Raw genomic sequence first — 22,166 nt, 5'->3', positions numbered from 1 at the left:
TTCTTCGGCGTCGGATGTGTCCGGCCGGTGGGTTGTGGGGTGCGGGCGGTCACTGGGGCCGTGGGCGGTGGTGTCTGGCGTGGGCCACGGCGAGGAGGCCGGTGACCAGGCCCAGGGCGACGGCCGCGGAGCCCCAGCCGGTGCCCGCCAGTTCGTCCCGGCCGATGGCGTGGTCCAGCGACCAGTCGCCGGGTCCGGTGAAGGCGAGCGCCGCCGCCATGGCGCCGTAGACCAGGGGGATCTCGAAGCCGCCGGACTGTGCCCACAGGCCGTGGGAGGCGTTGACGGAGCCGGCGGCGAGCATGGTGCCCAGGGCGATGGCCGTGCCCAGCGGGAACAGCAGTCCCAGGAACAGGGACAGTGCGGCGGTCATCTCGCAGGCCGCGGCGAGCAGGACGAGGGGCCTGCCCGGGCGGAAGCCCCAGGTCTCGAAGAGGGGGGCGGTTCCCCGGGGGCCGTGGCCCCCGTACCACCCGAACATCTTCTGCGCGCCATGACCGAAGAGCAGGCCGCCGAGCAGCAGGCGCAGGAGGAGCAGGCCGGTGTCCATGGTGGGTTCTCCTTGGGTGGGGGGGGCGGTCAGTCCTGGGCCAGTACGCGGCGCATGGCGTGGCGGACGGCGGGTGCGGGGTCGTCGGTGAGGTGGTCGGAGCGCCAGGCGATGTGCCGGTCAGGGCGGATCAGCAGGCAGCCGTCGTCGGCCACTTCGCGCAGGCGGGCCCAGTCGCCGTAGACGTCGTCGTAGGACTGGCCGCGGCCCACCGAGTGGGCGACGATCGCCACGCCCAGTTCCGCGGCGGCCTTTTCAGCGGCGGCCAGCCAGGGTGCTCCGCCGATGCCCGTGAGCAGGGTGAAGCGGTCGCGGCCGACGAGATCGAGGGTGGACAGCCGGGTGCCGTCCTGTTCGAGCCAGGCATGCGGCAGGCTCGCGCCGGGGTGGGTGGTGGGGCGGTGGAAGAGCTGGGGGTCCCGGGGGTACGGGGGTTGCTCGCTGCCGTCGGGGAGGACCGCGCCGGAGCGGTAGTGCTGGCCCAGCTCCACGCCATGGGCGTTGAAGTGGTAGTCGTTCTCCGCCAGGGCGGCGGCGACCTCGCGGCGCCGGGCCCGGCCCTCCCGCGTCGGGGCGAAGTACTGCGCGAGGGCATCCGCGCCCTCCTCGTCGCTCTGGCCCGCGCGGACACCGAGCGCGGCGGGAATCTTCCCGGCGAGGGCGACACTCTCCATCGCCCGGTCCACGACCTGTCTGCCGACCGGGTGCCGTTCGTCGTGATAGGTGTCCAGCAGTCCGTCGCCGGCCCGGCCATGTACGGCCAGGGCGATCTTCCAGGCCAGATTGTACGAATCCTGCACGGACGTATTGCTGCCCAGGCCATTGGCCGGAGGGTGCCGGTGAGCGGCGTCGCCGACGAGGAACACCCGCCCGGTGCGGTACCGGGCGGCGAGGACATGGTTCATCTGCCACTGGCTGATGTCCTTGATGCGTACCTGAACATCGGGGTCACCTATGGTGGCGTGGGCGCGCTCCAGCATCGCCGCCTCGCTCAGGTCGATCTGTTCCACCGCGGGGTCGTACATCACGATCAGCACCCATTCGGTCCAGGGTTTGACACAGATGTACGTGCCGGCTCCGAGCCAGAACTCCTTGCCGGGCTGGACGGTGAAGAAGAGTGTGCCGGGGCGGTGCGCCCGGTACTTGGTGAGATCGGCCTCCAGCCAGACATTGACGGCGTGGCCCAGGCCGGTCTCGCCCTCCATGGGGACACCGAGCCGCTCGGCGACCGTGCTGCGTCCGCCGTCCGCGCCGATCGCGTACCGCGCCCTGACGCGGTACTCCTCGCCGGTGGCGCGGTCGCGGACCGTGCCGTGGACGGCGTCCGCGTCCTGGGTGATGTCCAGCAGTTCGGTGGAGAACCGGATGTCTGCGCCCTGCTCGCGCGCGGTGTCCAGGAGGATCGGCTCCAGCAGGTGCTGGCCGACATTGCCCATGGCGCAGGGACTGGCCGCCTCGTAGTCGGCCCTGCGGGCGACGCCGTCGCCCCATGCCTTCATGCGGGCGAGTTCCTGTCCGGCGAAGCTGGTGGCCCAGACGTTGTCACCCATCAGGTCGGCGGGAGTGGCGACCGCCCGGACGCGGTCCTCGACACCCAGGTCGCGGAACACCTCCATGGCGCGCTGGTTGGTGATGTGGGCCCGGGGGGTGTGTGCGGTGCCGGGATGGCGGGACACGGTGACGGCGTCGACGCCGGACCGGGCCAGGAGCGCGGCGGCGGTCAGACCGGCGGGTCCGGCGCCGACGACGAGTACGTCGGTCTCAAGGGTGCGCATGGGCGATTCGGCCTCTCCTCGGGCGGCGGGCGGGGTGTGTTTCGTGGCGGTCACGGGGAGTGGCGGTCACGGGGTGTGGTGCGCGCCGGTCATCAGCTCGGCCAGGTCGTCGGGGCGCAGGAAGGACGGGGGCGGGGGCGGGCCCCAGTTGAAGAGGCCCTTGGCTCCTTCGAGGTCCTCGGGCGTCCAGAGCTGGTCGTCGAGGATGGTGTCCATGTCGGAGTAGTACTCGGAGAAATTGCCGGCCGGGTCCTTGAGGTACCAGAAGAAGTTCGACCCGGCGTGGTGGCGGCCCAGGCCCCACACATGCCGCTCCGGATGCTCCTCCAGCATGGCGAAGGCTCCCCTGCCCACCTCGTCGATGTCCTCGACCTGCCAGGAGGTGTGGTGCAGGAAGTTCACGGGGGCGTCGAGGACCAGGACGTTGTGGTGGTCGGTGGAGCAGCGCATGAACGCGCCGTGGCCCTTGATGTAGTCGCTGGTCCTCAAGCCGATGCCGTCGGTGAAGAACCGCATGGTGGCCTCGTGGTCGGTCGAGCCGACCACGACATGTCCGAGCTTGCGCGGCCGGACCGGGTGCTGCCGCAGCAGGCCGGGAGCCCGGCCGGGCCCGCGCTCGACGCGTCCGGGGCCGTTGTACGGCGTCGGCGGCTCCGGGGCCTGCGCGATCCGGCCGGCGACGCGGACCACGGCACGGAAACCGGCGATGGGTTCCTCGGCGGTCAGGGTGTCTCCCTCGCGGTGCGCCGGGAGGCCGAGCCGGGTGAGGCTGCGGGTGATGCGGTCGAGGTCGTCGGTGTCGTCGACGCCGATGCTGACCTCGATCAGTCGGCGGGTGGGCGCGGGCACGATCTTCAGCTGCCGGCCGCCGTCGCGGGTGGCGAACCACCCCTCGGTGTCCTGGGTCAGGCCGAAGTCGGAGTAGTAGGCCGTCGTCGCGGCGACGTCGGGCACTCCGATGACCAGTGAGTTGAGCCGGTGGAGCGGCATCGTTCCACACTCCTTGTGGATGGCTGAAGCGGGCTCGGAACATGCGCCGCGACGCTCCGGAACGGGGTGCGCGGTGTCCTTGGGGTGTGGGGCCGGGTGGGGGCAGTGGGGCCGGGTGCGGGTGGGGGACCGGGTGGGGGACCGGGTGGGGGACCGGGTGGGGGACCGGGTGGGGTGACTCACCCGATCTTGTTGAATGCGCATGAATGTAACAGGTCAGGGGTTCGTGGCATTCCCGGTCAGCGGGCGTTCCCGGTGTCCCGCACCAGGCGGTGCCGCATCTCGCCGATGCCCTCGACATAGCTGACCAGCTCCTCGCCGTCGGCGAGAAAGCGCTGGGGGCGGCGGCCGAGGCCGACCCCGGCCGGGGTGCCGGTGAAGATCACGTCTCCGGGCAGCAGCGGCAGCACGGCCGAGAGGCGGGCGATCAGCGCCGAGACGGGGAAGAGCAGGTCGGCGGTGCGGCCCTTCTGCATCTCCTCGCCGCCGATGGCACAGCCCAGCTCCAGATCGTCGGGGTCGTCCAGCTCATCGGGGGTGACCAGCCAAGGGCCCATGGGGCCGAACCCCGGGTGCGACTTGCCGAGGCTGAACTGCGGCGCCGGACCCGAGAGCTGGAGGTCGCGCTCGGAGAGATCCTGGCCGACGGTCAGTCCGGCGACGTACTCCCAGGCCCGCTCCTCGCTCACCCGCCTGGCGTGCCGTCCGATGACGACGACCAGTTCCACCTCCCAGTCGACGTTTCCGTCGGGCAGGGTGATGTCGCCGTACGGGCCGGTGATCGAGGAGGCGAACTTGGTGAACACCGGGGGGTGTTCGGGCAGGGAGAAGCCCGACTCCTGTGCGTGGTCGCGGTAGTTCAGGCCGATCGCGAGCAGCTGGCGCGGGCGGGGCGCGGGTGAGCCCAGGGTGGACTCGGTGGGCACCACGTCGGCGTCCGGCCGGGCCTGCGCCGCCCAGCGGCGGAACTCGTCCCAGTGCTCGTAGAGCCGCTGCGGGTCCGCGGGGAACAGTCCGCGGCTGGCCCGCTCGATGTCGGCCCAGCCGCCGTCGGTCAGCAGCGCCGACCGGCCGGACACATTGGCGATACGCATGCACACGCTCCGTGGGCGGTTCGTCCCCGGCACGGTCACTGGGGAACATGTTCACCGTTGTAACCCCGGAGATTCGGCAGGTCAATAGACTTTCGAAAGTTTGCCGCTCATTCGATCCTCGGTTACCCTGCCGGGCATGGCGGCCACGGGCGGAAAACAGACTCTGAGCGACGACGTACGGGCCCGGCTGCGGGCGGACATCCTCAGCGGGCGGCTGCTGCCGGGTACCCGGCTCAAGTTCCCGGTGCTCAGCGCGCGCTACGACGTCAGCGTGAGCGTGCTGCGGGAGGCCCTCGTGCGCCTCGCCGAACAGGGCCTCGTCCGGTCCGAGCCCCACCAGGGCTTCATGGTGACCCCGCTCTCCCGGGGCACCCTCACGGAGCTGACCGAGGCGCGCGCCGAACTGGAGGTGCTCGTACTGAAGCGCTCCGTCACCGAGGGGGATCTCGCCTGGGAGTCCGGGCTCGTCGCCGCCCACCACACGCTGGAGCGCACGCCCTACACCGCCGCCGACGACGACCACCGCGTCGACGACGACTGGTCCGCCGCCCACGCCGCCTTCCACGAGGCCCTGCTGAGCGGCTGCGGCAACCGGCGCCTCCTCCAGCTCGCCCTCGGCCTGCGGGACGAGGCCGAGCTGTACCGCCGCTGGTCCCAGCCGCTCGGCGACGAGCCCGGCCGGGATCTCGCGGCCGAGCACCGCGCCCTGCTGGACGCCGCGCTCGCCCGGGATCCCCAGGCGGCTGCCGCGGCGCTGTGCGATCACATCCGGCACACGGCTCAGCTGCTGCTGGCCGTCGCGGACCGGCTCGACTCCGCGCAGGAGTCGTCGGCGCTCACGTCGTAGGCGGGGTTCCCCGGCAGGTCGTAGGGGGTTTTCCGACCCGCCGCAGGGGGCTTCTCGATCCTCCGTCGGGGGCTTCTCGACCCGCCGTCGGGCGGGTTTCCCGGCGTACGCATGTACCGCACCGGCTTTCGCACATCCGGCGCTCCCCCGCCACGAGATGGCCGTGTTTCCCACGATCGGGCTAGTTCCGACTTGTGTGCGTGTGCGCGCGGGCCGCAGGGGCAGTCACTGACGGGCCGTGAAGCGGTTGCGGCCATGAGGGAGAAAGGTGGCACAGTCATGCGCACGGAGGCCATCCAGAGGGTCACGCTCGTCTTCTCGCTGTTCGACGCGAACGGCAACGGGGTCCTGGACGCCGAGGACTTCACGCTGATGAGCGACCGTGTCGCCGCCGCGGCTCCCCAGGCCGACCAGGACGCCAAGGACACGATGCGAACGGCTTTCGAGGGGTACTGGACGGCCCTGCTCACCGGCCTCGACACCAATGGTGACGGGGTGATCAGCTTCGACGAGTTCACCGCGTGCGTGCTGTCGCCCGAGCGCTTCGACGCGGCGATCACCGGGTTCGCCGAGGCCCTCGTCGCCCTCGGTGACGCCGACGGCGACGGACTCGTCGAACGCGGCGACTTCACCGCTCTCATGATCGCGATCGGTTTCCGGCCCTCCAACATCGACGTCCTCTTCGACGCCTTCGAGCCCACCGCGGGCGACCGGATCGCGGCGGTCACCTGGCTTGAGGGGATCAAGGACTACTACGCCCCCGACAAGGCGGGCATCCCCGGTGACCTCCTGGTCGCCGGTACCGGGGTCTGACGCGCGGGGCCCGCCCTCGCGAGCGCCGCCGGACCCGGCTCCGGACCGTCGGACCTGTAGCGTTGACATGTCGCACAGCTCGTGGAGGTGCCTGCGATGGTCGATGCTCGGAGCACGGGATCCGTCCCTCCCCGCCGGGACGAAGGCGGGCCGCGGGAATCCCCGGCCCTTGACTCCGCCGTCCTGACGACCCTGCTCGACGCATCCCGCGACGGCATCGTGGTGCTGGACGGTCATCAGCGGTGTGTGTACGTGAATGACGCCGGGTGCCGGATTCTCGGCGAGCCGCGTGCGGCGCTCCTGTCACGCCCCTTGCGGTTCGGCGGGACTGACCCGGGCCGTGAGGCCGCGTCGGCGCCCGGACGTGAGCGGGTCACCGCCCTTTCCGTCGCCGACGGGACTCAGCGCGAGGTGGAGTACACCCGGGTCCCGGTCGACTCCGGGGGCCGCGCCCTGACGGCGGTGACGTTCCGGGACGTGACCGAGACGCGATGGCAGGAGCGCAGGCTCGCGGCCTTCGCGCGGACGGCGTCGAGCCTGGCCGGGACGGGGTCGGTCCAGACCGTCCTGGACAAAGTGGCCGCCGAGGTGGTGGAGGCGAGCAGCATCGGGGCCTGCTCGATCATCCTGATCGACCCGGACACGAATCTGCTGCGCATGGTGGGAGCGGCCGGCCATGGCGACGCCTATGTGCAGCGGCTGGCCGCGACCCTCGATCTCGGCGCTCCGCTGGTCACATTGCGGGCGTTCACCTCCCGCCGCCCGGTGGTGCAGCGGGATCTGGCCCGGATCATCGACGAGGACAGCCGGTTCGGGCCGATGACCGAACTGAGGCGGGACGCCCGATGGGTGGCCCTGGCGGCGGCACCCCTGGTCGTGCGCGACCGGCAGTTGGGCGTGCTCACCGCGTTCTACACCGAGGGCCAGGATCCGAGCGACGCGGATGTGGAGTTCCTGACGGCGATGGCCGACCAGGCCGCGGTGGCGGTGGACAACGCGCGGCTGTTCGCCGAGCAGGAGGGCAGGGCGGCCCTGGAGGAACGGCACCGGCTGGCGCGTGAGCTGCATGACTCGGTGTCGCAGGCACTGTTCTCGATGACCCTGCACACCCGCGCCGTGCAGCTGGCGGCCGAGCGGGCGGGCCATGACCCGGGGCAGCAGGTCGCGCGCGGACTCAGCACCCTGCGCGCGCTGACCGAACAGATACTGGTCGACATGAGGGCGCTGATCTTCCAGCTCCGGCCGGGCACCCTGCACGAGGGCGGCCTGGTGGACGCGGTCAGTGAGCATGCCCGGTCGGTGGCCGCCATGAAGGAGGTGAACATCCGTGTCGAGGGTCCCGAGAGCCGTCTGCCGTTGAGTCAGGAGACGGAGACCGAGATCTTCCGGGTGATCCAGGAGGCACTCAACAACAGCGTCCGGCATGCCCGCCCGAAGCAGGTGGAGATCCGGATCACCGTACCTCCGCAGGACAAGGGTGCCCTGGTGGTGGAGGTGTGCGACGATGGCGCCGGGTTCGACCCCGGCACCGCGCATCCCGGGCATCTGGGTCTGGAGAGCATGCGTGAACGGACCGAGCGGCTCGGGGGCCGGTTGCGCATCCACAGTTCGCCCGCGGGGTCGGTGGTCCGGGCCTATCTGCCCGGCCTTCTCTCTCCGGCGCGGAGGCTGTGGAAGGTGGACCTCCAGGCCGGTCATCGCAGTGGTGCGGAGCAGGACGGTGGGAATGCGCGAGAGTGACATGACAGCACCGGTCCGAGTCTTCCTCGCCGACGACCACGCGGTGGTGCGCAGCGGGATACACGCCTTCTTCGACATGCTCGACGACATCGAGGTCGTCGGAGAGGCGGCGGACGGCCAGGCCGTGCTCGACGCGTTCGAGCACCGGGCCGCGCAGGGCGACCTGCCGCATGTGGTGCTGATGGATCTCGTGATGCCCGGACTCGACGGGGTGAGCGCCACGCGTGAGCTGAAGCGGCTCTATCCGGCCGTCGAGGTCGTGGCGATGACCAGTTTCAGCGAGGCCGAGCGGGTGCGTGCCGCGCTGGAAGCAGGGGCTTCCGGCTATGTCCTGAAGGACGCCGTGGCGGACGAGGTGGCCGCCGCCGTGCGCACGGCGTATCGGGGCGGGTCGTATCTCGCCCCCGCCGTCGCCCGCAAGCTGACCCAGTCCATGAGCACCGCTCAGCGCAGCGTCGCCGCGCTCACGGCCAGAGAACGCGAGGTCCTCGCCCTGGTCGCGGAGGGCAAGTCCAATCGGGGCATCGCGGAGACCCTGGTGATCAGTGAACGCACCGCCCGGACCCATGTCAGCAAGGTGCTGAACAAACTGGGTTTCGCCTCGCGCACCCAGGCGGCCCTGTGGGCGATCGAGGAAGGGCTGAGCCCCCGCGCCCCTCACTGACGGTGATCGGCGCGCGGCTCCGGAGAGCTGGGCGGTCATGTCCGGGAGCGCTGGGCGGTCATGTCCGCGGAGACCTGGGCACTCAGGTTGGGCAGTGGGGGCGTGGGCGCTCAGGTCGGGCAGTGGGGACCTACGTCGAATGTCGCGTTCCGAGCGGGTCGAAGAGCCGTAGCAGAAGCTCATGACAAGCGGGTTAAATCTGTGACCCGGGCCACTTCGCCCATCTGACCGGCATCGTCCGGCCGGAGCGATTCGCGCACCGGGGTATTTCCCGCAGGCAATCCCTTGTCCACAGAATCGAGGTTGCTATGCCGGACCGTCTCCTCATCCGTGGCGGCCAGATCGTGTCGATGGATCCGACCGTGGGCGACCTGGTCGGTGATGTGCTCGTCGAAGACGGCAGGATCGTCGCCATCGGTCCCCGCCTGGACGTCGCCGAGGGCGGCGCCGCCGTGGTCGACGCCTCGCACCACCTGGTGATTCCCGGCTTCATCGACTCCCACCGGCATCTCTTCCAGGCACTCATGCGGGGCCTGGGCACCGACTGGTCGCTGTTCCAGTACTTCACGGCGATGTTCGGCATGCTGGGGCCGCGCATGACGCCGGAGCACATGGCCCTGGGCACGACGCTGGGTGCCTACGACGCCCTGGATTCCGGGGTCACCACTGTCTTCGACTACTCGCACAATCAGTCCTCTCCCGACCACACCGATGAGGCCGTGCGCGCGCTGCGGGACAGCGGTATCCGGGCGATGTTCGGCTACGGCGGGTCCATGGCCGAGCAACTGGAGATCCTCTCGCCGCCGTTCAGGAGCAGCTCCCTGAGCAACGAGAAGGAGATCCGGCGGGTCCGTGAGCAGTACTTCGCGTCGGACTCCGGGCTGGTCACCATGGGCTTCGCGGTGCGCGGGCCGGACTCGTCGACGATGGACGTCGTACGGTCCGACTTCCGGCTGGCCCGCGAACTGGGCCTGCGGATCAACACCCATATCGGCATGGCCGTCCTCGCCCAGGACATGCGGCCCACCGTGGTCCGGTTGCACCAGGAGGGCCTGCTCGGTGACGACCTGATCTTCGGCCACTGCAATCTGCTCACCGACGAGGAGTTCCGGCTGATGGCCGACGCGGGCGTGTCCGTCTCGGTCACCCCCGAGGACGAGTCCGCGATGGGGCACGGCTGGCCGCCCATCACCGCACTGCTCCACGCGGGCATCAGACCGAACATCGGCATCGACACCTGTATGGCCGTGGGCGGCGACCCGTTCACGGCGATGCGTTTCGCGCTGGCCGTACCGCGGGGCATGGCCAACCAGCGTTCGCTGGAGAACGGGGTCAACCCCTGGCGGCTGGATCTCTCCGCCCGTGACGTCCTCGAATTCGCGACCATCGAGGGTGCCCGCGCACTCGGGATGGACGATGTCATCGGCAGCCTGGCACCGGGCAAGCAGGCCGACATCGTCATGATCCGCACCGATCACATCTCCATGGCCCCCGTGCTCGACCCGGTCGCCTCTCTCGTGCACCACGCGGGCCGGGGAACCGTCGACACGGTCTTCGTCGCGGGCAAGGCCATCAAACGCGACGGCGCACTCGTCGGCGTGGAGGTGCGGGACCTCGGCCGGCGGGCCGCGTCCGCCGCCACCGGGCTGCTGGAGGCGGCCGGTGTCACCCCCGGCTGGGCACCGCCCCCTCCGCCGGGGGCGGGCGGCGACCACTGACCGCCCCGCGTGTCACCCACCGGGCCGACGCCCCGGGCCACACCACGACACACGAAGGATCACCACCCCCATGCGTATCGCACTCTTCGACCACTACCGCATCGGCATGGTCGACGGCACCTCGGTAGCCGACATCACCGATGTCGTGGACAGCCGGTGGCACGGCACCCCGTATGTGATCAATGAACTGATCGAGCACTTCGACGAACTGCGCGAGCCGCTCCGAGCGGCGCTGGCCTCGGCACCGACCCACGCGCTGGCCGATGTCACCCTGCTGCCGCCACTCCCCCGTCCGGGCCAGTTGCTGGCGGCACCGGCGAACTACCACGCCCATGTCGCCGAGATGACCACCTCACGCTATCGGCCGACCAGCGAGCAGGCGCTTCGGTCGCCACGTGAGGTCGGGTTCTTCGTCAAGGCCGCCGGCTCGATCTCCGGACCGGCCGACCCGATCGAGCTGCCCGCGCTACCGGGCCGCGCCTTTCACCACGAGGTGGAACTGGGGGTCGTCATCGGCAGGACCGCGCGTGGCATCCCGGCCGAGCAGGTGGCCGACCACATCTTCGGCTACGTCATCCTGCTCGACCTCACCCTGCGCACGGAAGGCGAACGGCAGGAGGAACGGACCCTGCGGAAGTCGTTCGAGACCTTCACGCCGATCGGCCCGTTCCTCGTCACCGCCGATGAGGTGACCGATCCGGGGAACCTCGGGCTGCGGCTGTGGGTCAATGACGAACTCCGCCAGGAGGCCAACACCCGTGACTTGATCGTGGGAATCGGCGAGCTGATCGAGCAGGCGAGCAACGTCGTGACGCTGCGGCCGGGAGACCTCTACGCGACCGGAACTCCCGAGGGTGTCGGTCCGATCGAGGTCGGCGATGTGGTGCGGGCCGAGATCGACGGGCTGGGCGAACTGAGCCTGCCCGTGGTGAAACGCGGCTGGTGACCGCCGTGGCACAGGCATCGAAGAAGGCGTCGGAGAAGGCGTCGGAGAAGGCATCGAAGACAAGGCACGTATCCGTAGGAGAACGCATGACGCAGATCAGTGAAGCGCCGAGCGCGTCCGGCGAAGCGGTCGGGACGCGCGCCGAGCAGTACTACGCCGGCCTCGATTCCCTGCATGTCGTCCCGCTGTGGCGCAACACCGACCCGAGGCTGCTGCCGGCCGAGCCGAAGAGCAGGGCGGTGCCGTACGTGTGGCGCTACCCGGACGTCCGCAGGCAGTTGATGACCGCCGGTGAGCTGATCAGCGCCGAGGACGCCGAGAGGCGGGTCCTGATGCTGATCAACCCGGGACTGGCTCCCGAGGTGGAGACCTCCGACAACATCTACGCGGGCATCCAATTGGTGCTGCCGGGCGAGATCGCGCCGATGCACAAGCACGCGGCCGCGGCGTTCCGGTTCATCGTCGAGGGCTCGGGCGCCTATACGGCGGTCGACGGCGAGCGGGCACACATGCATCCGGGTGATGTCGTACTCACCCCGTCGTGGGCCTGGCACGATCACGGCAACTTCACCGATGAGCCGGTGGTGTGGATGGACGGGCTCGACCTGCCGCTGGTGAACAAACTGGGGGCGAACTTCTTCGTCAACGGACCCGACCGTGTGCAGGACGAGCTGCGCCCGGCCGACTCGACACAGCGGCTCTACGGCTCCAGCAGGCTGAACCCGGCCTGGCAGACCTGGAACAAGCCGTATTCGCCGGTCGTCAACTACCCGTGGAGCCAGACCGAGCAGCTACTCAAGGCCGCACTCGACGACTGGACCGGCTCGCCGACCGACGGCGTCATCTTCGAGTTCACCAACCCGCACACCGGCGGTTCCGTCATGCCGACACTGGGCGCCTACGTCCAGGCGCTGCCGGCCAAGGCGCACACCGAGGCGCACCAGCACACCAGTAGTGCGATCTACCACGTGGTGCGGGGCCGGGGCCGGACCGTCGTCGACGGCACGGTGCTCGACTGGTCCGAGCACGACACCTTCGCGCTGCCGGGGTGGGCGGTGCACGAGCACATCAACACCGAGAACGAGCCGGCGATCCTCTTCTCCCACACCGACATCCCGGTGCTGAAGTCGCTGGGTCTGTATCAGGAGCGGAAGTGTCCGCGGCAGACGTGACCGCGGCAGACGTAACCGCCATCGACGGTCACTTGAGGAGTGGTGCCATGAACCGTCAACCGCACGCCGATGATGTGCTGGACCGGGCCCGCGTGGCGGACACCGTCGCGGCCTTCGCTCTCGCGCTGGACGCCCGGAACGTGGACGCGGCGGTCGGTCTGCTGGCCGACCGCGTCAGCTGGGACTACGAGTCGGTGACCGGCCGCCCCGCCGCCGAACTCAACCGCGAGGATCTGGCCGCCCGGTGGCGGGCCACCCTTCTGCACACCGATGCCTCGCAGCACTTCCTGTCTCTGCCGCACATCCGCATCGACGGTGAGCGTGCGGTCTGCGAGGTGCACGCCCGGGTGGAGGTGCGGTTGGCCAATACCGGTGGGAGTCACTCCGGCGTCACCCATGGGACGTACACCTTCGGCCTGACACGGTCCGAGGCTGCCTCAGGGCCCAGTGCCAGTACCAGTTCCGGGTCCGGGTCCGGGTCCGGGTCCGGGTGGCGGATCGACTCGGTGACGATGGGCTTGCTGTGGAACGACGGCAATCCGCGCATCATGGAGCTGGCCGCCGAGAAGGGCGCGCAGGGATGACCGCGCCGGATAGGGCGAGGGCGTCGAGTCACACCGCCGGATCGCTCAACAAGCAGCTTTTTGTGATCTTCTCCGAGGCCGGTCCACGACCGGGTGAGCTGGCGGGGCACATCCCGGCGCATCTCGACTACCTCACCGGGCTGGAGAAGGGCGGCGCGCTCTTCATGTCGGGGCCGTTCCTGGACGCGTCGGGCAGCCCCGGCGACAGCGGCATGCTGATCGTTCGCGCCACGAGCACCGGCGAGGCCGCCGCTCTCGCCGCCGCCGATCCGTTCCACAGCAGCGGGGCCCGGTCGTTCCGCGTGACGGAGTGGCAGGTTCACCAGGGACGTATTGACATCGCCGTCGACCTCTCGGATCGCAGCTATCTGCTGCGCTGACGGCACTCTCCCCAACCGTAAGAGGGCATCTCCGTGACAGCACAAGGCTCCGAACTCACCGTGGGTCTCATAGCCCCGGGCAAGATCGGTTTGCCGTTCGCGGCAAATCTCATCGCGGACGGTCACACCGTCTGGGGCTACCGCCGTAGCTCGATGGCAGATTTCGAGGCGCTCGGCGGCAGGGCGGCCGGCTCGGCCCAGGAGGTGGCGGAACGCGTCGACGTGATCTACACCTGTGTGACCTCCGCTGACGCGCTAGACGAGGTGATCGGCGGTGACCGGGGGATCCTCGCCTCCGGGCGGTCCGACCTGCTCGTGGTCGACATCGGCGCCATGGCGCTCAGCCGGAAGGAGGCCGCGCGCAGGACGCTGGAGCGGCATGGCATCACCATGCTGGACTCCCCTGTCAGCGGCACGCCGCCCATGGTGGCGGCGCGCAAGGGCGTGGTCTTCGCCAGCGGCGACGAGGCCGCCTGCGAACGGGTGCGTCCCGCACTCGGCGCCATGGGCGAGGCCGTGTACACCGGCGCGTTCGGCTCGGGTTCGAAGACCAAGTTCATCGCCAACACCCTGGTCGCCGTGCACACCGCCGTCGCCGCCGAGGCCATCGCGCTGGCCAAGGCTGTGGGGCTGGACACCCGGCAGGTCATCGACATGATCAAGCCGTCCGCCGCGACATCGACGATGTTCAACGTACGGGCGTCCCAGATGGCCGAGGGACGGTTCCGGCCGGTGAAGGGGACCGTGGCCGGGATGGTCGAGGTGATGGACGCGATCCTGGCCACCGCGGGCGAGGCGGGCGCGAGGATGCCGCTGCTGGGCGTGGCCCGCGAGATCTGCGAGGAAGCCTGCGCGCGGGGCTACGGCGAGGAGGATCTCGCCTCCATCGTCTCGGTCCTGGAGTCCGGCTCGGTCAACACTGCCTGAGCGGCCCGCCACACCCCCACGACACACCTCGCACCTCGCACCTCGCACCTCGCACCTCGCACCTCGCACCAATGATTGGAGAACCACGATGTCTGTTGACACCCACGCCGCGTCGTCGCCGATCCCGCAGGCGGGCGAGCCCGTCGCGAAGCCGAAGGGCCTGGGCATCCACCGCACGGGTCATGTCGCCCTGTTCAGCCCGGACCCGGCCGCCTCCGCCGAATTCGCGGTCAGGCACCTCGGTTTCCGGCACGCCGGTCACGACGACCGCGGACGCCACTACCTCGCGGGCCACGGCCCGGACGCGTACTCCCTCGTGTACTCACCGGGCACGAGCGGTCTGGAGGCCATCTCCTACATCGTCACCGACGACGCGGCGCTCGATCAGGCCGGGGCGGCCCTGGCCCGGGCGGGCATCGCCGTCACCCGCGACGACGACATCTCGCCCTTCCATCGCGGACCCACCCTGAGCTTCACCACCCCGGCCGGCCACCCGGTCGAACTCCGGACCGGTCTTGCACCGGACGTACCGGTGGCGGCCTCGACGCGGCGTCCGGCTGTCGCGCCGGCGCCGATCGCCTCCGACCATGTCGTGGTACGCACGGCCGACATGGCCCGCGAGATCGCGTACGCGACGTCGAAGCTGGGTCTGCTGGAGACCTCGCGGATCGAACTGCCCGACGGTTCCCCGCTGATGGTGTTCCTGCGGGGCAGCAAGCTCTACCACTGCCTGGCGCTGGCACAGTCCGATGTCGACGGGCTGCACCACGTGCAGTTCACGGTCAAGGACGGCGCCGCCGTGCTGGAGGCGTTCGAGGCGATGAGCAAGGACGATGACGTCGAGATCCTGTGGGGCCCGGTACGTCACGGACCCGGCCACAATGTCGCCCTCTACTTCCGCGACCACGTCGGTCACATCATGGAGTTCTCCTCGGAGGAGGAGACGATCCTCGACGACGAGAACTATTCGCCGATGCGGTGGTCGGGCGGTGACCCTCGGTCCGCGGACGAGTGGGGTACGTTCCCGCCGGAGAGCTTCAAGTAGCGGCGGCCTCGGTCACCTTCGCCAGGTCCCTGGGGGGCGCGGCTCCTGCCACAGGGTGGGCGCCGCCCCTCCCCCACTGCTCGGCCGACCACCGGCTGTCCCGTCACCCAACCCATTCCTATCCCCGGCGGCCCGGTGCCGCCCGATCCCTCGGAGAGCTTCATGCGTCTGGTCACCTATCTCGCCCCCTCCGGAGATTCCGCCCCCGGCGTCGATCTTCCGGGCATGGGGGTGATCGACCTGTGGCGGGTCCTGGAGGCGCACGGAGTCTCCGTACCCTCGACCGTCGCCGAGGTCTTCCGTCGCGGACCTGGCTATCAGGACACCGTACGGAGTGTGCTGGCGACGGTCACGGCGGAGCCGGGGCGGGCCGGGGAGCGGGGATGGGTGGTCCCCGGGCCCGTCACGCTGCTCGCGCCGCTGGGCGAGCGCACGCTGATTGTCGCCGCGGGCACGAACTACGGGTCACATGTGCTGGAGATGGGTGAGGAGTCACCGAAGAAGGCCACCTGGTTCGTGAAGTCCCCGAACTCGGTGATCGGCACCGGGGCGCCGGTACGGATTCCCGCCCGAGCGCCGGAGATGGTCGATTTCGAGGGCGAGTTCTGCGTGGTGTTCGGTCGGAGCTGTCATGCCGTCAAGGCGGCCGAAGCCATGGACTACGTCGGTGGATACACCCTCATCAACGATGTGTCGGCCCGCGACGGATTTCCCGCGATCGTCAGCGCCGCCACCGCCGAGGAGGGGCGCTGGGCCTGGACCGACATGCTGCTGGGCAAGCAATTCCCGACGTTCTGCCCGATGGGGCCCGCGGTGGTCACCGCCGATGAGATCGCCGACCCCGGGAATGTGACCATCACGACCACCCTGAACGGCCGGCGCATGCAGGAGGGGAACACGTCCGATCTCATCACCGGCATCCCTGAACTGATCGAGCAGTTGTCGCACTACTTCCGCTTCGAACCGGGTGATGTGCTGAGCACCGGTACCCCGGCCGGAGTCGGCATGGGCCGCAGCCCGCAGGTGTTCATGCACGCCGGGGACGAGGTGCGGGTCAGCGTCGAAGGTGTGGGCGACCTCGTGAATCACCTCGTCGGGCCCTGATGGCAACGGGTCCCTCGACGGAAGGCCGATGGGCCGAGACGCTCCGATGTCGCCGGAGCGTCTCGGCCCGCTGTTCGTGGGCGGTGGGGTCAGTCGGTGAGGTCGAGGGCCGCTGCCACGATGCTGTCGGTGTCGATGCCGTGGTGGCGGTAGACGTCCTGGATCGTTCCGGACTGGCCGAAGCGGCTCACCCCGAGCGTGGTGGCGGCGACGCGGTTGACCGTGGCGAGGAACGCCAGGGTGTGCGGGTGACCGTCCAGGACCGTGACCATCGGGGTGGCTCGCTCGGCGGGGAAGACCTGGTCGAGGATCCAGTGCGGGCCGTCGTCCAGCCCGCGGCGGGCCTGGAGCGCGCGGAAGAGCAGGTCGGGGCTGGTGACGCAGACGACATCGGCCGGGAGACCGAGCGCGGCCAGCCGGTCGGCGGCGGTGAGGGCCTCGGGGACGAGGGCGCCCATGGCCACGATCGTCACCGCGGGTGTGTCGGGTCGCCGCAGGGCGTAGGCGCCGGCGACCACCTGGCGGCGACGGCGCTCACGGGCCGCCGGGTCGGTGGGCACCGCGGCGAGACTCTGGTCCACCGGGCGGGTGGACAGCCGCAGGTAGGCCGAGCTGCCGTCCGGTCGGCCGAGTTGGTTCAGGGATGCGAGCAGGCACCATTCGGTGTCCAGGACGAAGGCGGGTTCGTAGCTGACGCAGCCGGGTTGCTCGATGCCGAGCGAAGGTGTGGTGATCGACTGGTGGGCGCCGCCCTCGGGGGCGAGGGTGACGCCGGAGGGAGTGCCGACGAGGATGGACTGACCGCCCGCGTACATGCCGAACGACCAGGGCTCCAGGGCCCGGTTGACGAAGGGGTCGTACATGACTCCGATCGGGAGCAGTGGCTGTCCCCAGCGGCTCCAGGTGGCCCCGAGTTCGCCGAGGAGCCCCACCAGGTTGGTCTCGGCGATCCCCAGTTCCACATGCTGGCCGGTGGGCCGCTCCCGCCAGTGCAGGATGGTCTCGGCGTCGTCGGCGAACCAGTCGGTGCGCTCCGTGGCCGACCAGATGCCGGCCTTGTTGATCCAGCCGCCCAGGTTGGTGGAGGAACTGACATCGGGGCTGACGGTGACGATACGGCCCGCGGCCTCGGGGGCCTGCCGGGTGAGGTCGAGCAGGACCCGGCCCAGGGCCTGCTGGGTGTTCCCGGTGCCGGAGGGTGTGCGGCCGATGTCGTCGGGCACGGCAGGCGGTTCATGCGCGGGCAGTTGTGCGCGGCGCAGTCGCTCGGCCGCGCGGGCACACAGTGCCGCCTCGGCGCTGTGATCCGGAAAGCGGCCCCACGGGGCGTCCAGGTCGGTTCCCAGGCGGGCCGCGAGGTCCGTCATCTGGGTCTCTGTCAGCAGAGAGGAGTGGTTTTGCGGATGACCCTCATTGGCGAGCCCGTGGCCCTTGACCGTGTAGGCGAAGATGACCGTCGGGCGGGTGTCGTCGATGCTGTCGTACGCCTCCAGCAGCGCGCCGAGGTCGTGGCCGCCCAGATTGCGCAGGGCGGCGTGCAGTTCGTCGTCGGTGAGCTGGGCCAGCAGCCCGGCGATCGGCTCGCGGGTCGATCCGGAGCCGGGCAGGCGGTCGCGCAGCTGCCCGGGGGTGCAGCGCAGCATCCGCTGGTATTCGGGATTGCCCATCGCGTCGAGGCGCACCCGCAGTGCGTCGCCGCCCGGCCGGGTGAACAGCTCCTGCAACAGCCGCCCGTACTTGAGGTTGAGGACCTGCCAGCCCGCGGCGCCGAACATGCCTTGCAGCCGGTCGGCGGCGATCCCCGGGACGACCCGGTCCAGGGACTGGCGGTTGAGGTCGACGATCCACACGACCTCGCCGAGTCCGGCGACCATCGGGTCCTGGACCGCCTCCCAGATCGCGCCCTCGTCCAGTTCGGCGTCGCCCAGCAGCGCGAACTGGCGGCCCTGGCCGACCTGACCGCAGCGGCTGTCCACGTACCGGCGGGCGATCGCCCCCCAGAGGGTCGCCGTGGCGCCGATGCCCACGGATCCGGTGGAGTAGTCCACCGGATCGGGGTCCTTGGAACGGCTGGGGTAGCTCTGGAGTCCGCCGAAGGCCCGAAGGGTGCTCAGATACGATTCGTCCAGCTCGCCGAGCAGGTAGTTGATCGCATGCAGTACCGGCGAAGCGTGTGGCTTGACGGAGACCCTGTCCTGCGCGCTCAGCCGGTGGAACCACAGGGCTGTCATGATCGAGACCATCGAGGCGCTGGACGCCTGGTGACCGCCGACCTTGAGGCCCTCGGGGTTCGGGCGCACCCGGTTCGCCTGGTCGATGATCGCCGTCGACAGCCACAGCACCCGGCGCTCCACCGCCCGAAGTGCCTGAAGGGCCTCCTGACCAGGACCGTCCGTGTTGGTTGACCCGGTCGACACGGTGCTCATGACCACGCCTCACCACCTCCGTACTCTTGCGCCCGCTGGGCGGGACTCCATGTCAGTACTGGGTGAGTAGACAGCCATGTTTCACACAGGGACAAGCTGTGCTTCGTGTCTTGAGCACAATGCTCAACGGCGGGGCACGATGGAGGTGCTCACTTGAACAGCATGAACAGCGGAGCGGTGGTTGACTCCACCGACGCCCGGATACTGCTGGCCCTGGCCCGCGAGCCGCGCGCCACCGTCCAGGCCCTGGCCCAGCGGCTGGGGCTGTCCCGCAACACCGTCCAGGCCCGGCTGACCAAGCTGGAGCTGAGCGGTGCCCTCGGTTCCCGTGAGCGCTGGGTCGTGCCGGGTGCGCTGGGTTACCCACTCACCGCGTTCGTGACCCTGCGGGTCGACCAGCACCGGCTGCCAGAGGTGGCCGACGCGCTCGCCGCCCTTCCCGAGGTGGTGGAGGTGTTCGGTCTCAGCGGGGACACCGACCTGCTCGCTCGCGTGGTCGCCGCCGATGCCGAGGATCTGTACCGGATCGCCGGGCAGATCCTGGCCGGCCCCGGGGTGGAGCGCACCTCCACCGCGTTGGCGATCCGCGAGCTGGTGTCACATCGCCTGACTCCACTGCTGGAACGGGTCTCCAGGACCGGCCGGTCCTCCACCCCGCCACGGCCGGGACGTCAGCAGCCCACTCCGACACAGGGGAACGCGGCGGACGTGGCCTGAGTGACGCCGTGTCAGTCGGGTCTCTGATCGGCTCTCTTACGGGCTCCGGTTCCGACCGGCGGATTCGCGCGGCCCCGGGTTGCGCCTACTGCCCGGATCCGGCCGGTGTAGCGCCCTTTCGGGCAGCGGGTGCCGGTGAGTGGGTAGGTCGCTTGCCGTGGGGTAGTGGCCTGCTGTCGGTTGTCGAGAATGCGAACCAGCACGGTGTTCCGTCTGTTCAGTCCGCTGTCCCCGACCGTTTCGGAGTGGTCCCGTGACCGAAATCGCCGCTGATCTCAGTGAGGGAATACCTCAGCCCCAGGATCTGGGGCTCGACCGGCCTCTCTATCGTCTGGATCCCCTCGGCCAGGACTTCGGGGTGGAGGGGAGGGCGCTTCAGGCGCTCGGCCCGCTGGTTCCCGTGGAGCTTCCGGAGGGTGTGCGGGCCTGGGCGGCCACCCGGCGGCGGGTCTCCGATCTGCTGTCCGTGCATCCCGACATGCGCAAGAACCCCCGGCACTGGCGGGCCTACCAGGAGGGGCTCGTGCCGGACAGCTGGCCGCTGCTCCAGCTGCTCGTCACCCCGACCATGCTCATCATGGACGGCGTCGATCACGCCAGGCTGCGCAAGCCGGTCCAGACCGCGTTCACCGCCCGCCGCGTCGAGGCGCTGCGCCCTCGCATCGAGGCGATCGTCGCGGAGCGGCTGGACGCGCTCGCGGCGGTGGGGGCAGAGACGGTGGTGGATCTGCGTCGTACGTTCGCCTTCGAGATCCCGGTGACCGTGATATGCGAGCTGTACGGTATGGATGATCCGCAGATGCGGCGCCAACTCGCCTTAGACACCGAGCTGTTGCTGACCAGCGCGACCCCGCCCGCCGAGAGGCTGGCCGCCGAAGCTGGCATCTTCGCCACCATGGCCCAGTTGATCGCCACCAAGCGGCAGTTGCCCGGCGGTGATCTGACCACCGCCCTGATCGCCGAGTTCGACCAGGGCAGCATGTCGGAGGAAGAGCTGGCGGGGACGCTGTTCCTGGTTCTCGTCGCGGGACATCAGACCACGCAGGACCTGCTGTGCAACGCGATCCAGCGGCTGGCCGAACACCCCGATCGGTTGGCCCTGGTCCACCGGGGTGGCCTCGCCGGCCCGGATCCCTGGCAGGGCGTGGTGGAGGAGTCGCTCCGTTTCGATCCCCCCGCGTCGGTCACCATGTTCCTGTACGCCGAGCGGGACATCGTCGTGGAAGGCGTCACCATCCGCGCCGGTGACCCCGTCCTGTGTCACCTCGCGGCGATCAGCCGCGACGACGAGGTCTTCACCGACCCGCACTCCTTCGTCCCGGACCGGCCCGACGCCCACCAGCACCGGGCGTTCGGCCACGGCCCGCACCACTGTGTGGGCGCCCCCCTGGCCCGCCTGGAGGCGGGCATCGCGCTGCCCGCCCTGTACGAGCGGTTCACCATCACCCCCGCCGAACCGCTGGACGGCGTCGAGCGGGTGGGGTCACTGTCCAACAACGCCCCCGCCCGGCTGCCCGTGTATCTGACCCCGGCCGGACGCCGGACGGTCAGGGAGTGAAGCCGACCCCGCTGCCGCGCCGGGTCCGGTCGACGGTCAGGGTGAACACGTCGGGGCGCCCGTAGTGGCCCGCCACGTCCAGGTCCAGGGCCTCCTCGTAGCGGCGGCCCAGATCGAGGGTGGCCGTGATGAGCCGCGCCTCACCGTGGACGGGTTCCACGATCCAGGCTCCGTCCGGCCCCACGACGCTGGAACCCCCGGTGAACAGCGGACCGTCCTGCGGGGCGTCCGGACCCACTCCGGCCCGGTAGGCGGCCAGCAGGTCGGCGGGGACGTCATCGGTGGACAGCACCAGGCCCGCCGACACCACGAAGCAGCGGCCCTCCAGGGCGTACGAGCGGGCGGCGATCACATGGCTCTCCGGCATGTCGGGCCAGGCCGCCACATGGATCTCCTCGTGCTGGGCGTGCAGCGCGTGCCGGGCCAGGGGGTGGAAGTGCTCCCAGCACACCAGTGAGCCCAGCCGTCCGGCCGGGGTGTCGACGACCCGCAGCCCCGCCCCGTCCCCGGCCGCCCACACGATGCGTTCGGTGTGGGTGGGTGTCAGCTTGCGGTGCACATTGAGGGTGCCGCCGTCCGGGCCGATGGTCACCAGCGAGTTGTACAGGGACCCGGAGGACGGCGCGGCCCGCTCGTTGAGGCCGAGCACCACGGTCACCCCGTGCTCCCGGGCCGCGGCCCGGACCGGGGCGAGGGCGTCATCGCCCCCGGGGTCCAGGACGGGGCTCTGCTCCAGCAGCCGGGCGTGCCAGTGCCGCGCCTCGGCGTCCCGCCAGCCCGCCAGCCCGAACACCCACGCCGGGTAGCAGGTGAGCCAGGTCTCGGGGAAGACGACGAGGTCGGCGCCCGCCCGCGCGGCCTCGGCGACATGCGTGGTGGCACGCCGCAGCGACTCGTCCAGGTCCAGCAGGGCGGGCGGCTGCTGGACGATGGCGACGGTGGTGGTCACGGGTGGGCTCCTTCTGCTGCGGGCACGGGTGAGGTGCGTACGGGCGGGGGTGCCGTGCTTGCGTGCACGGGCACGGGTGCCGTGCTTGCGGGCACGAGCGCGGTGCACGTGGGCACGGGCGCGGTGCACGTGGGCACGGGCGCGGTGCACGTGGGCACGGGCGCGGT

The 22,166-nt window shown here is 70.3% G+C and carries 20 protein-coding genes; 14 read left to right on the top strand and 6 right to left on the bottom strand.

Annotated features, from left to right (window positions below; genetic code table 11):
* Positions 1-49: 49 nt before the first annotated feature.
* The 4 genes from ACFRFC_RS01120 to ACFRFC_RS01105 all read right to left on the bottom strand — a co-directional run bounded on the left by ACFRFC_RS01120 (position 50) and on the right by ACFRFC_RS01105 (position 4,409).
* Complete coding sequence (locus ACFRFC_RS01120) at positions 50-550, bottom strand: DoxX family protein (RefSeq protein ID WP_382679813.1); 501 nt, start codon at positions 548-550, stop codon at positions 50-52.
* Positions 551-579: 29 nt separating this feature from the next.
* The gene (locus ACFRFC_RS01115) at positions 580-2,325 is read right to left on the bottom strand and encodes an FAD-dependent monooxygenase (protein WP_382679811.1); all 1,746 of its coding nucleotides are present in this window, start codon (positions 2,323-2,325) and stop codon (positions 580-582) included.
* A gap of 66 nt (positions 2,326-2,391) precedes the next feature.
* A complete protein-coding gene (locus ACFRFC_RS01110; RefSeq protein WP_382679809.1) occupies positions 2,392-3,315 on the bottom strand; it encodes a VOC family protein in 924 nt (307 codons plus the stop codon).
* Between the two features lie 239 nt (positions 3,316-3,554).
* Complete coding sequence (locus tag ACFRFC_RS01105) at positions 3,555-4,409, bottom strand: fumarylacetoacetate hydrolase family protein (protein ID WP_382679807.1); 855 nt, start codon at positions 4,407-4,409, stop codon at positions 3,555-3,557.
* Positions 4,410-4,545: 136 nt separating this feature from the next.
* Here ACFRFC_RS01105 and ACFRFC_RS01100 point away from each other — a divergent pair, with 136 nt between their 5' ends.
* The 12 genes from ACFRFC_RS01100 (at position 4,546) to ACFRFC_RS01045 (ending at position 16,349) form a co-directional block, all read left to right on the top strand.
* Positions 4,546-5,256, top strand: coding sequence for a GntR family transcriptional regulator (locus tag ACFRFC_RS01100; RefSeq protein ID WP_382679805.1), 711 nt, complete (start codon positions 4,546-4,548; stop codon positions 5,254-5,256).
* A gap of 279 nt (positions 5,257-5,535) precedes the next feature.
* Entirely contained in the window at positions 5,536-6,069 is a 534-nt protein-coding gene (locus ACFRFC_RS01095) for an EF-hand domain-containing protein (protein ID WP_382679803.1), read from the top strand.
* 96 nt (positions 6,070-6,165) lie between these two features.
* Positions 6,166-7,809, top strand: a complete 1,644-nt coding sequence (locus ACFRFC_RS01090) for a GAF domain-containing protein (protein WP_382679801.1) — start codon at positions 6,166-6,168, stop codon at positions 7,807-7,809.
* 1 nt (position 7,810) lies between these two features.
* Positions 7,811-8,473: a response regulator gene (locus ACFRFC_RS01085; RefSeq protein WP_382680167.1), complete on the top strand. Its 663-nt coding sequence runs from the start codon at positions 7,811-7,813 to the stop codon at positions 8,471-8,473.
* A gap of 308 nt (positions 8,474-8,781) precedes the next feature.
* Entirely contained in the window at positions 8,782-10,191 is a 1,410-nt protein-coding gene (locus tag ACFRFC_RS01080; RefSeq protein WP_382679799.1) for an amidohydrolase family protein, read from the top strand.
* 70 nt (positions 10,192-10,261) lie between these two features.
* Positions 10,262-11,137 carry a fumarylacetoacetate hydrolase family protein gene (locus ACFRFC_RS01075; protein WP_382679797.1) on the top strand — a complete coding sequence of 292 codons (876 nt, stop codon included), beginning with the start codon at positions 10,262-10,264 and terminating at the stop codon, positions 11,135-11,137.
* Between the two features lie 86 nt (positions 11,138-11,223).
* Positions 11,224-12,309: a cupin domain-containing protein gene (locus tag ACFRFC_RS01070; RefSeq protein ID WP_382679795.1), complete on the top strand. Its 1,086-nt coding sequence runs from the start codon at positions 11,224-11,226 to the stop codon at positions 12,307-12,309.
* 47 nt (positions 12,310-12,356) lie between these two features.
* Positions 12,357-12,893, top strand: a complete 537-nt coding sequence (locus ACFRFC_RS01065) for a nuclear transport factor 2 family protein (RefSeq protein ID WP_382679793.1) — start codon at positions 12,357-12,359, stop codon at positions 12,891-12,893.
* On the top strand, positions 12,890-13,273 hold the full coding sequence (locus tag ACFRFC_RS01060) for a YciI family protein (protein ID WP_382679791.1): 384 nt from the start codon (positions 12,890-12,892) through the stop codon (positions 13,271-13,273). The genes ACFRFC_RS01065 and ACFRFC_RS01060 overlap by 4 nt, the downstream gene beginning before the upstream one ends.
* 33 nt (positions 13,274-13,306) lie before the next feature.
* Complete coding sequence (locus ACFRFC_RS01055; RefSeq protein ID WP_382679789.1) at positions 13,307-14,200, top strand: NAD(P)-dependent oxidoreductase; 894 nt, start codon at positions 13,307-13,309, stop codon at positions 14,198-14,200.
* A gap of 88 nt (positions 14,201-14,288) precedes the next feature.
* On the top strand, positions 14,289-15,245 hold the full coding sequence (locus ACFRFC_RS01050; RefSeq protein ID WP_382679787.1) for a VOC family protein: 957 nt from the start codon (positions 14,289-14,291) through the stop codon (positions 15,243-15,245).
* Between the two features lie 162 nt (positions 15,246-15,407).
* Entirely contained in the window at positions 15,408-16,349 is a 942-nt protein-coding gene (locus tag ACFRFC_RS01045; RefSeq protein ID WP_382679785.1) for a fumarylacetoacetate hydrolase family protein, read from the top strand.
* 89 nt (positions 16,350-16,438) lie between these two features.
* On the opposite strand, the gene ACFRFC_RS01040 is transcribed toward ACFRFC_RS01045, so the two are convergent.
* Positions 16,439-18,775 (bottom strand): pyruvate dehydrogenase, encoded by a 2,337-nt coding sequence (locus ACFRFC_RS01040; protein WP_382679783.1) that lies wholly within the window; start codon positions 18,773-18,775, stop codon positions 16,439-16,441.
* A gap of 162 nt (positions 18,776-18,937) precedes the next feature.
* Here ACFRFC_RS01040 and ACFRFC_RS01035 point away from each other — a divergent pair, with 162 nt between their 5' ends.
* Positions 18,938-19,492 carry an Lrp/AsnC family transcriptional regulator gene (locus tag ACFRFC_RS01035; protein WP_382680166.1) on the top strand — a complete coding sequence of 185 codons (555 nt, stop codon included), beginning with the start codon at positions 18,938-18,940 and terminating at the stop codon, positions 19,490-19,492.
* Between the two features lie 253 nt (positions 19,493-19,745).
* Positions 19,746-21,050 (top strand): cytochrome P450, encoded by a 1,305-nt coding sequence (locus ACFRFC_RS01030; RefSeq protein WP_382679781.1) that lies wholly within the window; start codon positions 19,746-19,748, stop codon positions 21,048-21,050.
* On the opposite strand, the gene ACFRFC_RS01025 is transcribed toward ACFRFC_RS01030, so the two are convergent.
* Positions 21,040-21,999 carry a carbon-nitrogen hydrolase family protein gene (locus ACFRFC_RS01025; protein ID WP_382679779.1) on the bottom strand — a complete coding sequence of 320 codons (960 nt, stop codon included), beginning with the start codon at positions 21,997-21,999 and terminating at the stop codon, positions 21,040-21,042. The genes ACFRFC_RS01030 and ACFRFC_RS01025 overlap by 11 nt on opposite strands.
* Between the last annotated feature and the right edge of the window lie 167 nt (positions 22,000-22,166).

It is taken from the genome of Streptomyces sp. NPDC056734, assembly GCF_042790455.1.
Taxonomy (GTDB): Bacteria; Actinomycetota; Actinomycetes; order Streptomycetales; family Streptomycetaceae; genus Streptomyces.
The sequence above is the reverse complement of the archived record's forward strand: the minus strand, read 5'-3'. Positions and strand labels throughout refer to the sequence as shown.

Coding starts and splice junctions, on each gene's coding strand:
- ACFRFC_RS01090 (WP_382679801.1), top strand. CDS start 6,166: ATGGTCGATGCTCGGAGCACGGGATCCGTCCCTCCCCGCCGGGACGAA.
- ACFRFC_RS01080 (WP_382679799.1), top strand. CDS start 8,782: ATGCCGGACCGTCTCCTCATCCGTGGCGGCCAGATCGTGTCGATGGAT.
- ACFRFC_RS01060 (WP_382679791.1), top strand. CDS start 12,890: ATGACCGCGCCGGATAGGGCGAGGGCGTCGAGTCACACCGCCGGATCG.
- ACFRFC_RS01075 (WP_382679797.1), top strand. CDS start 10,262: ATGCGTATCGCACTCTTCGACCACTACCGCATCGGCATGGTCGACGGC.
- ACFRFC_RS01070 (WP_382679795.1), top strand. CDS start 11,224: ATGACGCAGATCAGTGAAGCGCCGAGCGCGTCCGGCGAAGCGGTCGGG.
- ACFRFC_RS01100 (WP_382679805.1), top strand. CDS start 4,546: ATGGCGGCCACGGGCGGAAAACAGACTCTGAGCGACGACGTACGGGCC.
- ACFRFC_RS01085 (WP_382680167.1), top strand. CDS start 7,811: ATGACAGCACCGGTCCGAGTCTTCCTCGCCGACGACCACGCGGTGGTG.
- ACFRFC_RS01110 (WP_382679809.1), bottom strand. CDS start 3,315: ATGCCGCTCCACCGGCTCAACTCACTGGTCATCGGAGTGCCCGACGTC.
- ACFRFC_RS01045 (WP_382679785.1), top strand. CDS start 15,408: ATGCGTCTGGTCACCTATCTCGCCCCCTCCGGAGATTCCGCCCCCGGC.
- ACFRFC_RS01050 (WP_382679787.1), top strand. CDS start 14,289: ATGTCTGTTGACACCCACGCCGCGTCGTCGCCGATCCCGCAGGCGGGC.
- ACFRFC_RS01105 (WP_382679807.1), bottom strand. CDS start 4,409: ATGCGTATCGCCAATGTGTCCGGCCGGTCGGCGCTGCTGACCGACGGC.
- ACFRFC_RS01040 (WP_382679783.1), bottom strand. CDS start 18,775: ATGAGCACCGTGTCGACCGGGTCAACCAACACGGACGGTCCTGGTCAG.
- ACFRFC_RS01035 (WP_382680166.1), top strand. CDS start 18,938: ATGAACAGCGGAGCGGTGGTTGACTCCACCGACGCCCGGATACTGCTG.
- ACFRFC_RS01120 (WP_382679813.1), bottom strand. CDS start 550: ATGGACACCGGCCTGCTCCTCCTGCGCCTGCTGCTCGGCGGCCTGCTC.
- ACFRFC_RS01115 (WP_382679811.1), bottom strand. CDS start 2,325: ATGCGCACCCTTGAGACCGACGTACTCGTCGTCGGCGCCGGACCCGCC.
- ACFRFC_RS01065 (WP_382679793.1), top strand. CDS start 12,357: ATGAACCGTCAACCGCACGCCGATGATGTGCTGGACCGGGCCCGCGTG.
- ACFRFC_RS01095 (WP_382679803.1), top strand. CDS start 5,536: ATGCGCACGGAGGCCATCCAGAGGGTCACGCTCGTCTTCTCGCTGTTC.